The following is a 12,415-nucleotide window of genomic DNA, read 5'->3' on the forward strand; positions in this document are numbered from 1 at the left end:
GTGTCGGCGTCTTCCCGCAGCCCGCGCTCGTTGACCACCAGCGACGCGGTGCCACCCTGGCCGTCCTCGCCGCCCGGAGTCGGGCCGGCGCCGTCCTTGATCTTGATGGTGTGGCTGGCCCTCTCGCGGTCGCCGTCACCGTCGGTCTTGATCAGCTCGAAGCTGACCGGCACCTTGCCGCCGCTGTGGTCGAGGTTGGTGCCGGGCACGAAGGTCCAGGTACCGTCGGCGTTGAAGGTCAGTTCGCCCTGGTCGAGCTGGTAGGTCTGACCCACCTCGAAGGCCTGTGGCTCACCGCCGTTGAAGGCGATCTCGCGGGTGGCACCCTCTTCGTCGGCACCGGTTTCGGTGTTCCAGGTGCCGGTGACGGCATCGCCCCCTTCGGTGGCCCAGCGAGCCCCACCAAGGTTGGCTTCGGGTGCATCATCGATGACTTTTACCGTGAGGTTGCTGCTGGCCGTATCGCCATCACGATCCGTGACCGTAATGGTGAAGTCGCGAATCAAGGCATCGTCCTCGCCCGGCGCGGAGTGGTCCTTGTTACCCTGCAGCGTATATTCGTAGTTGACGCGATAGTTACCGAGAGGCAGCTGTGTGATGCCGGTTATCTCGAGCTTGTAGCCGTTCGGCACGTCGATGGCTGCATTCTCATAATTGAAGCTGCCATCCTCGTTGCGCGTAACGATCAACGTCAGTTGGTCATCACCTGCGCCGATGGAAATGGACACCTGAGCAAGGCCATCGATTGCATTGACCAGGAAGCTGCCACCCTGGGTCAGAGCTCCCTCATTGGGGCTGCTACCGTTCTCCAGATTCGCTTCGTTGACGACCAGGTGCGCACCTTGGCCGAAGGGCGGAAGATTGACGATGCCGACCGGGGAGTCGAAGCCCTTGACGGTGAGCGTGGCCGTATCGGTGTCGCCATCGCCATCGGTCAGGGTATAGGTGAACTTGTCGAGGAAAAGCCCCTGATGATTTGGCGTTTCACCGCGCACGTAGGTGAAGTCGCCATTGGCGTATATGGTCAGAACCCCATGGACGCCGTTGATCGTGGCGACGCCATTTTCCAGTGCGACAAGCTGATCGCCGAACTGAACATGGGTAACCTCGGCGCCATCTGCGCCCTCCACGTCATTGGCCATCACATTGCCGGACTTCTCGAACCGCCCCAGACGTACCAGGGCCAGATCGTTGTTGGCCACCGGGCCGTCGTCGACGAAGCTGAGCTGACCGCCAAGGTCGATACTGGCCGACACCGTGTCGCCATCGCCATCGACAACCGTGGCATTGAGCGAGAGACCGCTGCCTGCCAGGCTCAGCACGTCGGCGGGGTTGGCGCCATCCGGATGCGATAGCGCCAGATGCTGAGTCAGGGTGACTTCACCGGTCGCGGCATTGACGCTGATGGTGAAAGCCGTCCGACCATCGGCGTCGCGACCGATGATCGCGCCATTCTCCTCGACCAGCGTGATGGCATGACCACCGTCGGTCGTCGTCAGCCCTGTGCTGCCATCGCCTTCGACGCTCAAACCATAGCTGACGCTGCCCTCGCCATCGGCACCGAAGACAACGGTAAAGGCCCCGGAGAAATCGACGGTTGCCGGCTCGCCGAAGGCGCTTTCGTCGACCTCGAGCTCCGCCAAGTCACCCGGATTGGTGTCGATGCTCGGCATGTCATCGACGATGCTGATGGTGCCGCTCAAATCGGCACTCAAGCTGTCACTGACCACGTCACCGTCGGCATCGGTCACGGTGACCGTGGCAACCACGCCGACCAGGCCAGCCGGCAGGCCAACGCTATCCACACCCTGCTCGGGATGATCCACCGGAGCGGACTGAGTCAGGGTCACGACGCCGGTGTCGGCATCGATCTCGATGCGCAGCACTTCGGTATCACCGGCACGGCCGATGACGATGCCATCCTCGAGAGAGAATACGATCTGTTCATCGCCGCTGGTGAGGCCGTGCTCGACGTTGCCCAGAGTCAGGCCGTAGCCGTCGACCACGGTACTACCGGCTCCGTCTTCGCCGTAATTGACGCTGACAGCAGACTCGAAGGCACTGGATACGTTACCGGTGGCAATGGAGACATCGCCGACGGTTTGCTTATCGTAGACAACCAAAGCCATCTGGCCCAGCTCAACGCTGCCGACCTCTACGCTCGGGCTGTCATCCAGGATAGTGATGTTCAGCGACCCCGTTGCCGTGCCGCTGCTGCTGGTCACGGTGTAGATCAGGCCTGTTACCGCCTCGTCCGTGCCTTCTTCATGCAGCAGGTTGTTCAACTGGGTAAGGGTGAAAGCGCCGGTGCTTGGATTGAGCTCAATGGTGAAGATGTTGAGCTCACGACCGGGCGAGAATGCAGTCAGCGTATTGCTGCCGGCATCCCAGCTATACACGATGGTTTCTTGACCGACCTGGGTTTCGACACCATCCATGGCCGCAAAGCTGATGCTTCCGGACCCGCCGGAGCCAAACGAGAACGGCAGAGTGCCAGTAACGACGGAACCGGATTCACTGAGGATATCGGCATCGTTCAACGACGCGTCGAAGCTTCCGGCGGTAGGAGCGATGACCTCGTCTTCCGGCAAAGTCGCTGTGAAAGCGGCGCCCTCGATCTCGGGCAGCTCACTTCCCAGCCCCAGGCCATATTCGAATGCCAGGGGGTTCGTATCTTCGGCAATACGCGCCAGGCGCACGAAGCTGTGGCCACCATCGGCGGCGCCACCGGGGCCGGCCCCGGCTGCGGTGGCATCGAGCACGTCAAGCAGGTCGATGCTATCGTCGTCGAGTGCGGCCAGCAGTGCCTCGAGATCCTCATCGAGCGCCGCAAACTCGGAAGCATCGACGACTTCGTCGACATCGAGTTCAGGCGTCATGGCTACCTGCTCGCCACCTTCGATCAGGATGGGATCCTGGCCATCGCCGAAGTCGAGCTGGGCGCTTCCATTATCGGAGGTTTCCAGCACCTCGCCTTCCTGGAGTGTGTCTCCAACACTCAGCTCGCGAACGTTTCCTTCGGCATCACGCGCCCAGGCGCGCCCTGTGATCGAAATAACCGTGGCATTTGCCATGACATGACTCCCTGTTTCGTCGGTGTTGTCTTTCGCTTTTTTACTTTTTCTGAAGGCGTCCGATACGACGCGCCAAGTTCAACCCTCGACGATACACACTAGATTACGTTTGGAAACAAACATATTGGACCGAAGGACAGTAACGTGAAGCAGTAACGAAAACGCGGCAATTATTCATACAAAACAACGGCTTGCTGTTTTACCAGCAAGCCGACAGAATACACGATGGTTATTGGGATAGCCTGATTGTGTCAGACGATTTTCTCGTCCTGCCTGGAGAGCTTGAGCACCAATTGCATGCGGTCACGCACCCCTAGCTTGCGAAATGCTGCGCCAAGATGTGCCTTGACCGTACGCTCGGTGATGTCGAGCAGGCGGGCAACCTCCTTGTTGCTGCGCCCTTCCGCCACGGCCAAGGCCACGGCGCGCTCACGCTCCGTCAGTATGGTCAAACTATCGACCGGCAGGCTTTCACGCCCGCCAAGGCTGGTGAAAGCTGCACCGATCACCTTGCTCAATAGCTCAGCCGGTACCCATACCCCCTGATTGCCAGTGACCAGCGCAGCCTGTGTCAGCAACTCAGGTGGTGAGAGCGCATGCAGGTAGCCCCTGGCGCCGGCCTGCAGCGCCTGCAGCGCTTCGGCCTCACTCGGCACCAGAGTCATCACCACGATGCTGCATCCCTGCGCGGCCAAGGCCGTCGTCAAGGCAGGCCACTCGGCATGGTCGGTCATGAGCCATACTTGGTCCCCACGCTTCGCCAGTCGCAGTACCCGTGCGGGATCGACCTGTCGGATGTCGGGAAAGGCGCTGCGCAGCCGTGGAATTTCTGCACGTTTCTGGCTGATGAACAGAGCTGTCATCATCGTTCCCCCATGGAGTCGCTCCATGCTCTCAGCACGGGCTTGAGCAAGAACTGCATCACGGTACGCTTGCCGGTCATGATGTCGACCTGAGCCGTCATGCCGGGAATGACCTGGATATCGCTACCCAGATTTTCTCCCTCCAGCGTTCTCACACGCACCAGATAGAAGGTGTTGTCGTTATCATCAGTGATGGTATCGGCACTGATGTGATCGAGTTCGGCCTGCAGCCCACCGAAGATGGCGAAGTCATAGGCGGTCAGCTTGATCGTGGCCGGCTGTCCTGGGCGCAGAAATGCAATGTCCTGCGGCGCGATACGAGCCTCGACCAGCAGCTGATCGTCGCTGGGTATGATATCCACCACTTCCTGGCCGGGCTGAACGACACCGCCGAGCGTGGTGATGCCCAGACGCTGGACGACACCCGTTACCGGCGAGCGAACCTCGGCCAGACGCACCCTATCCTGCAGGCCGGCACTGGACTCATCGAGCGCGCCGAGGTCACCGATGGTCTGCGCCAGGTCGTTGCGCCAGTTGCTGCGCCGTTCGGCACCGAGTTCACGCAGCTGCGTACGTGCTTCCTCCACGGCGGCCTCGAGCCGAGCGACCGAGGCTGCTGCCTGGTTGCGCTCACCGGTCGCGCGTGAGACCTCGCGCTCGAGCCGGAGGATGTCGACTTCGGAAACCGCTCCGGACTGCAGCAACGGACGCGTGAGATTCAGCTCCTGGCTGGCCATGTTGGCCTCGCGCTGTGCGGTATCCCGCCGCGCCTTGGCCTCGTTGAGCTCTTCCTCGCGCTGGCGGATACGGTCGCGCAGAATGCTCTCCTGCTCGCGCAGCTCCTCGCGCCGACTCTCGTAGACTTCCCGCTCCTGAGCCACGATGTCCGGCGCTTCGATGCGCAGCTCCTCATCGGGGTTGAAGGGTGTGTCGGTGGCCAGGGCACGCAGCCTTTCGGCACGGGCGCGCAGGGCCAAGGCCTGTGCCCGATTCTCACGGAAGTTGGCGATGAAGCGGGTCGGGTCGATGCGCATGAGCACCTGGCCCGCCTCCACGAGCTCCCCTTCACGCACCAGGATCTCCTGCACCACGCCGCCGTCGAAAGACTGCACCTTCTGCAGCTGGCTGGAGGGAATCACTCGCCCCGTGCCGCGAGTGACCTCGTCGATCGAGGCGAAGTAAGACCATACGATCAGCGCGATAACCGCAAGCAGAACGGTATACAGGAATACCCTCGCCCGGATGGGATCCTGCTGCATGCGCGCCCAGTCGGCATCGCTGGCCCAATCGCGATTGAGATGGGCAGCCGTGACCCGCTTGGAGAATAGCCGGTCGATGAAGGGGCGAAACGGCTTGCCGCCCACTTCGGAGAAGCGCCCGATCGCTTCGAAGCCCTGCTGCTCGGCGCTCTTGCCCTTGGCCTTGCCACCGGTCTTGGGAGAGGACATGACGGTCATCAGTTGGCCCTCCCGATCTGGCCCTTGCGCAGAGCCTCGACCACTTTGTCGCGCGGGCCGTCAGCGACGACCTTGCCGGCATCGATGACGATGATGCGTTCGACCAAGGACAGCAGCGAGGTACGGTGGGTCACCACGATCAGCGTCTTGCCTTCGCCGTACTGCTTCAGATTGGTCTTGAAGGCCTCTTCGCTGGCGTGATCCATCGAGCTGGTCGGTTCGTCGAGCAGCAGGATCTGCGGGTCGTGCACCATCGCCCGGGCGATGGCCACGGCCTGACGCTGGCCGCCGGAGAGCATCTGCCCGCGCTCGCCCACCTGAAGGTCGACGCCATGAGAGTGCCCATTGACCAGACTCTCCAGCCCGCTGAGCTTGATGGCACGCAGCAGCGATTCGTCATCGACACCGTCGCTGCCGCCACCGGCGACGATGTTGTCGCGCAGAGAGCCGAAGAACAGGCTCACGTCCTGGGGCACGTAGCCGATATGACGGCGCAGTTGGATGGGGTCGAACTGGCGCAGATCGACGCCGTCGAGCATGACCGCTCCCGCCGTAGGCGCATACAGGCCCAGCAGCAGCTTGTTGAGCGAGGTCTTGCCGCACCCGACGCGACCGAGCAGCGCCACCTTTTCGCCGGGCTCGATCTTGAGCGAGATATCGCGCAGCGCATCGCGCTCCTCATCCGGATATCGCAACGACGCCTTGTCGAAGCGAATCTCGCCACGGACCACCGGGCGCGAGATGAACGCCTTGCCTTCGGGCCGCTCCACCGGACGCTGCATGACATCGTCGAGCGACTTGAGCGCGGTCGCAGACTGGTGATATTGGGCCAGCAGTGCGGCCGCCTGACTGATGGGGGCCATGGCCCGGGACGACAGCATATAGGCCGCGATGAGCCCACCCTGGGTCAGATTGCCATCAATGATCAGATAGACGCCGACCAGGATGACACCGACGGCCACGGTATGCTGGGCCCACATGGCGACGTTGGAAACGGAAGTGCTGACCAGGCGCAGCTGGGCGGAAGTGCGCGAAAGGAACGCTGTCGCTTTCTCCCAGATCGACTGGATACGACTCTCGGCCCGCAGCGACTTCACCGTCTCCAGGCTCGACAGCGATTCCACCAGCGTGGCATTGCGCTGAGCGCTGACTCGCCAGGTGGTTTCGGAAAGCTCATGCAGCTTGCCCTGAGCGGCCAGGGCATAGAGCAGCACCACGACGATACCGGCCAGCACCGGCAAGGCCAGCGGAGCTCCAATCAGTGCAATCACCCCGACGAACAGCAGGACGAAGGGCAAGTCGACCAGCGCCACCACCGTGGCCGAACCGATGAACGAGCGCACCGACTCGAAGGACTGCAGGGTCGAGGCGAACGACCCGGTAGAGGCGGGTTTGGCCTCCATGCGCAAGCCCAGCACCTGGGACATGATTCGCGATGAAAGCTTGACGTCGGCGCGGCTTGCCGCCAGGTCGACGAAAGCGCTGCGCATCAGGCGCAGAGCAAGATCGAAACAGAGCACGACGAAGATACCGGCGGCCAGCACCCACAGCGTCTCGGTCGCATGGTTGGGCACCACACGGTCGTAGACGTTGAGCACGAACAGCGGCATCGCCACCGCAAAAATATTGATGATCACCGAACCGGCAATCACGTCGCGATAGAGGCGTCGGTTCTCGCGGATGACGCCCCAGAACCAGTGGCGCGAGCGCTGCTTGCCGACCTCAGGGCCCCGCGCATCGAAACGGAAGCGCGGTCGAACGTAGATGGCCTGGCCGCTGTAGCTTTCGGCAAGGCCATCCAGATCGACTTCGGAGACGGCATCGCCGAGCTCGGGGAAGATGACCCGCGCGCGACGCGATTTGAGATCCAACCCCACGAGCACACAGGCACGCCCCGGCTCCAACAGCAAGATGGCAGGGAAAAGTGCCGGATTGAGCTGCACCAGGCGGCTCTTGGCGATACGCGCCGTCATACCGGCCCGCGCAGCGGCCCGCGCAAAGACACCGGGCGTGAGACGCCCCTCTTCCAACGGCAAGCCTGCCGTCAGCGCATCGGGTGTCACCGCATGGTCATGGGCCAGGGCAATGGTTTGCAGGCACTCGAGCAGTTCGTCACGAACTGCCGAGCGGGGAGGCTCCTGAGCGGAATACAACACTTCTTGCTGTGTCACGGGGACCTCGGGGATGAGGCCCGCCCGGCTGATCCGGGCGGGTTGGTGCTAGATGACGATCACAGGGCTGCCCGTGCGAACTTCGCACAGACAGCTTTTACCCCAGGTCGTTCAGCCCTGTACGACATAGCTGTCGGCATAGCCCAAACGCTTCAGCTCGCTACGCAGCGCCGCCAGCTCACCCGGGTCGCCAATAGGGCCGAGTTGAATGCGGTGCAGTGCGGCCGAGCTGACCAGGCGCATCGGCCTGGCCAGAGTGTCGCTGAGTTGACTTCCGAGCTGCTGGGCACGCTGGGCATCGCTCAGCGCCGCCACCTGCAGATAGGCGCCCTGCTCGGCACCCACCGCCTGCGGCTCTGCCTGACCAGCAACGGCCAGCTCGCCAAGGGCGACCTCACCGTAAACCTCGCCCTGAACTTCGCGATAGACGCTGGCGACGGGCTGCTGCCGTGCCCAGAATTCGGCCACGCTCAGCTGAGTCGCGTGCTCCGTTTCCTGACTGCCGACGGCCGGCCACTGCTGCACGGACGACATGTCGAGATTTTCACCCACTCGCTCGAGAGTGACCTCAACGCGGCGGTTCTGACGGCGCCCTTCCACCGTGTCGTTGCTGGCCACCGGACGACGCGAACCGTAGCCGCGGGTCTGGATCAAACCGCGATCGACGCCCTGACCCACCAGGTAATCCGCGACGCTGTCGGCACGGCGCTGCGACAGCGGATCGTTGATGGCATGGGTTCCAGTGCTGTCGGCATGGCCGGCGATGAAGACTCGCGACAGATCGGTACGGCCACGAATCTGCCCGGCCAGCTCGGCGAGCTCCTGACGCGCATCGGGTCCCAGCTCGGCGCTGTTGACGGCGAACAGAGCGTCGGCGGAAAGCGTGACGTCAGGTGCGCGGGTCGGAGCCGGTGCGCTGATGCCCCGGGTGAAGTCGGCCAGGGTGAAGCCGCCGGGGCCGTCGATCGGGCACACCACGCTCGGGTCGAGCGCCACCCCGTCGCTGCCCAATTCGGCCAGGCTCGGCATGTCGTCACGCATGACGCCAAGTGCCTGCATCAACTGGCCCATGGCCGCCAAGGTGCGCGCATCGGCCAGGGCAATGTCGTACTGGGCGTTGGCATAGGCGCGACTGGCCTCGAAGTACTCGTTCTCGCTGTCGAGCACGTCGAGCAGGGTGCGCTGGCCGATGTCGAACTGCTGCTGGTAAGCGCCACGAACACGGTCGATGGATTGACGATGCTCGTTGAGGTAGCGGATCTGCTCGCGCAGGCGCTGGGTATCGTTGTAGGCGATCTGCGTGGTTTGACGCACGTTGGTACAGGCCAGGTCACGCTGGTCGATGGCCTGCTCGACACGGTCGCTGGCCGCACGGAACGACGCCAGGTCGCTGCCGCCGCGGTACAGGTTCATGCTGGCGACCAGTTCGATGCTGTGACGGTCGCGTCGACCGAAGCCATCGAAGCCGCTTTCGTTGTTGTTGGTACCGGTGCGACCGCGCAGATCCAGGCGCGGCTGGAATCCGGCCCGGGTACCGGCCTGCTCGGCCCTGGCCGCCTCGATGTTCTCGATGGCGGCATGGAAATCGGGATTGCCCTGGAAGGCCAGGTTGACGGCTTCGCTCACCGAGGGCGGCAAGCGGTCGTCTAGCTGGGGCGCCGGGGCCAGGTTTTCGGCGGGCAGGCTGCCGACGATGCGCTGATAGCGCGCCGTGACGTCGTGCAGGTTGGAGGCCTCGGTCATCAGGTTGGATTCGGCCAACGCCAGACGACCGCTGATCTGCTCGAGGTCGACACCGCGACCGGCACCGGAGCGCACCCGGTCCTCGATCTGGTTGAACACGCGCAGGTGATCGGCATAGTTGTCCTGGGCCAGGCGTACCAGCTCACGGTAGCGGCGCACGTCGAGATAGGCGCGAGTGGCCTCCAACGCAACGTTTTCGCTGGCACCGAGCAGCTCGTAGTAGCGCACCAGCTTGGCACGATCGAGTCGCTCGACCTCGCTGCGGGTGGCAAAACCGTCGTAGATCATCTGGGTCAGGCGCAGCTCGGCGAAGTCGGTATCGTAGCTGCCGCGCCCATCGCCCTGACGATCCTCACGGCCGACACCGGCTGCCACATCGATGCTGGGCAGGTAGTTGCCGCGTGCCACACCGACGTCATGGCCGGCAGCGCTCAAGCCGTTCCAGGCGGCCTTGACCTCGGGATTGGTGACCAGCGCCTGACGCACGACCTGCTGAATGTCCGTCGACCCCGGCGCCGCCAGGCCGGGCGGTAGGGTCTGGGCCACCGCGGCCGTCAAGGGAAGCAGCGCAAGCGAAGACCCCACCAGCGCGGCCTTGGCCAGCTTGTGGGTACGAGAGAAGTCAGTGGCATTTTTCATGGGAGTTCCCTTTACATGATGTCGGTCGCCCCGTCTGCACAGGCGATCCGTCGAGTTGTGAAGACATGTTCTTGTTATTACGGGGCTCACCCGGACCAAGCCGGATGGTGCATCCTTTCCCGATTCCCTTTCGAAAGCTGATTACCTGAACCACGCCACAGGTATGAGCACCAGAAGATACATTACGTTACCTTCGATACCCCTCATCGTAGCCTCTCAGGCAGAGTCAACCCTTTTTTGTAAGTAAGCGTAACCGAGGTTGTCCGATTGTCCAATAGATTCCTTTGTCGTTTTTTCAACCTTTCGCATGAGACTGCCTAAACCCAGGAATCGAACGCGAGGCTGAGCCGACCGGCCTTGACGGCGCTCTCCCGCTTGCCGACAAACATGGTATCGTCAGCCACATGAATGGCCGGCGCTATCAGCAAAAGGAGACGTGACATGTCAGCCTCATCTGAAATTCAGAAAACACGCGTTATCAATGAGCTGCGCGGCTTCATCAAGAAGTTGCTCCAGGACCCGCGGATCCTCGAACAGTCACTGGAGATCGCGCGCCGTCATTACAGCGAGGGCAAGCCCGAAGATGCCGCTGCCCGTATCGCCAATGAAATTTCCGATACCACCAGCGTGCACATCCCCGAGGATCCGCAGGAACACTCCGAAGCCGACAAGCTGTTCCTGGAACTGTTGAAAGAGGTGATCGGCGAGGAGCAGGCGCTCTACTGACTTGCCCGGCCGACGCAACGGCATGACTCGATTGGCGGGCGCCGCTCGGCGCCCTGACTCACCCGAATGGCCTGGAGACGAGAATCCCCACCCCGCCCGCCTCTCTCTGGTATAATGGCAAGCAATTGTTTTCCAATACTTTTACAAATCCCTTGCCCATGTACTATCTGCTCAAGCTGTTTCCGGAAATCACCATCAAGTCACGTTCGGTGCGCCGCCAGATGACTCGCTGCCTGGTCGGCAACATACGCAACGTGTTGCGTCCGCTGGGCGAAGCGATAGACGTCCAGGGCGGGTGGGATGCACTGAAGGTTCTCGTACCGGCAGAGGCCGAGCCCGACTGGTATCGCGAGATACAGGAGACGTTGTGCGACATTCCCGGCGTGCACGAGGTGCAGTGCGTCGAGGAAGTCCCTTTCGTCTCCTTCGAGGACACCACCGCACGGCTGCTGCCCGTGTGGCGGGACGTCATTGCCGGCCGCACCTTTCGCATCACGGTGAAACGCCGGGGGGTACACGACTTCACCTCGGAACAACTCGAGCGCCACCTCGGCCGAGCGCTGCTGGATGCTGCGCCCGATGCCAAGGTACGACTGAAGGAGCCCGACGTGGACGTTCGGGTGGATGTGGTGGAAAGCCGTCTGCGCATGGTGCGCCAGCGCTGGCCCGGCCTCGGCGGCTACCCCATGGGGTTGCAGGGTCAGGCGCTGACGCTGATATCGGGCGGTTACGACTCCCCAGTGGCGGCCTGGAAGATGATGCGCCGCGGCATCAAGACCCACTTTCTCTTCTTCGAACTCGGTGGCGCCGGCCATGAAGCTGCGGTACGCGAAGTGGCACACCATCTGTGGCACCGCTATTCCCGCTCTCATCGCGTGAAGTTCATTGCGGTGCCGTTCGAGGGCGTGGTGGCGGAACTGCAGCGCAGCATTCCCGATGGCCTCATCGGCGTTGCGCTGAAGCGGATGATGGTACGCGCAGCGAGTCGCATCGCCACCCGTGCACGCATCCCCATGCTGGTGACCGGCGATGCCATCGCTCAGGTCTCGAGCCAGAGCCTGACCAACCTGGTGCTGATGGACGAGGCCAGCGACGTGCCGATCCTGCGCCCGCTGATCGCCGAGGACAAGCAAACCATCATCGATACCGCACGCCAGATCGGTACCGCCCCCTTTGCCGAGAATATGCCCGAGGTGTGCGGTGCCGTTTCCCAGCGGCCCAACACCCAGGCACGCCACGACAAGGTGACTGCCGCCGAGGAAAATTTCGATTTCAGCGTGCTCGACGATGCCGTACAACGAGCGGTGCAGACTCGCTCCGATCAACTGCTGGAGCAAGCTCACACGGCGGAGCCTGAACTCGAAGTGGTGACCGATCTGCAGGCGGCAGCCAACGGCTCCGCCGTCAGCGTGATCGACATTCGCCCGCCGGCAGAGCGCGAAGCGGCTCCTCTGTCGCTTTCTCAGGTCGAGTGTCTGGAAATACCGTTCTTCGAACTGCAGTCGCGTGCCGGGGCCCTGCCCGACGACCGTCGCTATCTGCTGTATTGCGCTCAAGGCGTGATGAGCCGTATGCAGGCCATGCATCTTCACGATCGTGGATTGACCCACTTCGGCGTTTATCGCGAAGGCTGAAAGCGCTGCGCGCCGCTCGGTTACAATTTCTTTTTTAGCAACTACTTTATTGCCCCACCGGACTAGGCTAAAACAAAAAGTATGAGTCGCGGTCGAGTGGGGTGACGT

Annotated in this window: 7 protein-coding genes; 2 read left to right on the forward strand and 5 right to left on the reverse strand. The window is 62.6% G+C overall.

Annotation, left to right across the window (positions count from 1 at the left end; genetic code table 11):
• The 5 genes from C4S71_RS16225 to C4S71_RS16245 all read right to left on the reverse strand — a co-directional run.
• Window positions 1-3,074 (reverse strand): retention module-containing protein (locus C4S71_RS16225; protein WP_146064616.1); only part of this gene is annotated, 3,074 nt, incomplete at its 3' end.
• A gap of 251 nt (window positions 3,075-3,325) precedes the next feature.
• Window positions 3,326-3,937: a response regulator transcription factor gene (locus C4S71_RS16230; protein WP_234249696.1), complete on the reverse strand. Its 612-nt coding sequence runs from the start codon at window positions 3,935-3,937 to the stop codon at window positions 3,326-3,328.
• The gene (locus C4S71_RS16235) at window positions 3,937-5,394 is read right to left on the reverse strand and encodes an HlyD family type I secretion periplasmic adaptor subunit (protein WP_176342850.1); all 1,458 of its coding nucleotides are present in this window, start codon (window positions 5,392-5,394) and stop codon (window positions 3,937-3,939) included. Before C4S71_RS16235 ends, C4S71_RS16230 begins: the two co-directional genes overlap by 1 nt.
• On the reverse strand, window positions 5,394-7,565 hold the full coding sequence (locus C4S71_RS16240; protein WP_103969855.1) for a type I secretion system permease/ATPase: 2,172 nt from the start codon (window positions 7,563-7,565) through the stop codon (window positions 5,394-5,396). Before C4S71_RS16240 ends, C4S71_RS16235 begins: the two co-directional genes overlap by 1 nt.
• A gap of 111 nt (window positions 7,566-7,676) precedes the next feature.
• A complete protein-coding gene (locus C4S71_RS16245; RefSeq protein WP_103969856.1) occupies window positions 7,677-9,947 on the reverse strand; it encodes a TolC family outer membrane protein in 2,271 nt (756 codons plus the stop codon).
• Between the two features lie 441 nt (window positions 9,948-10,388).
• Between C4S71_RS16245 and C4S71_RS16250 the strand changes: the two genes are divergently transcribed.
• Both C4S71_RS16250 and thiI read left to right on the forward strand, forming a co-directional pair.
• Window positions 10,389-10,673 carry a hypothetical protein gene (locus tag C4S71_RS16250; RefSeq protein ID WP_086510043.1) on the forward strand — a complete coding sequence of 95 codons (285 nt, stop codon included), beginning with the start codon at window positions 10,389-10,391 and terminating at the stop codon, window positions 10,671-10,673.
• Window positions 10,674-10,831: 158 nt separating this feature from the next.
• On the forward strand, window positions 10,832-12,307 hold the full coding sequence (gene thiI / locus C4S71_RS16255; protein WP_103969857.1) for a tRNA uracil 4-sulfurtransferase ThiI: 1,476 nt from the start codon (window positions 10,832-10,834) through the stop codon (window positions 12,305-12,307).
• The last annotated feature ends 108 nt before the right edge of the window (window positions 12,308-12,415 follow it).

This window comes from Billgrantia desiderata, assembly GCF_900108215.1.
GTDB classification, from domain to species: domain Bacteria; phylum Pseudomonadota; class Gammaproteobacteria; order Pseudomonadales; family Halomonadaceae; genus Halomonas; species Halomonas desiderata.

What these genes read in the sequence shown, in the direction of transcription:
- C4S71_RS16230 (WP_234249696.1), bottom strand. Translation starts at nt 3,937, where the DNA reads ATGACAGCTCTGTTCATCAGCCAGAAACGTGCAGAAATTCCACGGCTG.
- C4S71_RS16235 (WP_176342850.1), bottom strand. Translation starts at nt 5,394, where the DNA reads ATGACCGTCATGTCCTCTCCCAAGACCGGTGGCAAGGCCAAGGGCAAG.
- C4S71_RS16245 (WP_103969856.1), bottom strand. Translation starts at nt 9,947, where the DNA reads ATGAAAAATGCCACTGACTTCTCTCGTACCCACAAGCTGGCCAAGGCC.
- C4S71_RS16250 (WP_086510043.1), top strand. Translation starts at nt 10,389, where the DNA reads ATGTCAGCCTCATCTGAAATTCAGAAAACACGCGTTATCAATGAGCTG.
- thiI (WP_103969857.1), top strand. Translation starts at nt 10,832, where the DNA reads ATGTACTATCTGCTCAAGCTGTTTCCGGAAATCACCATCAAGTCACGT.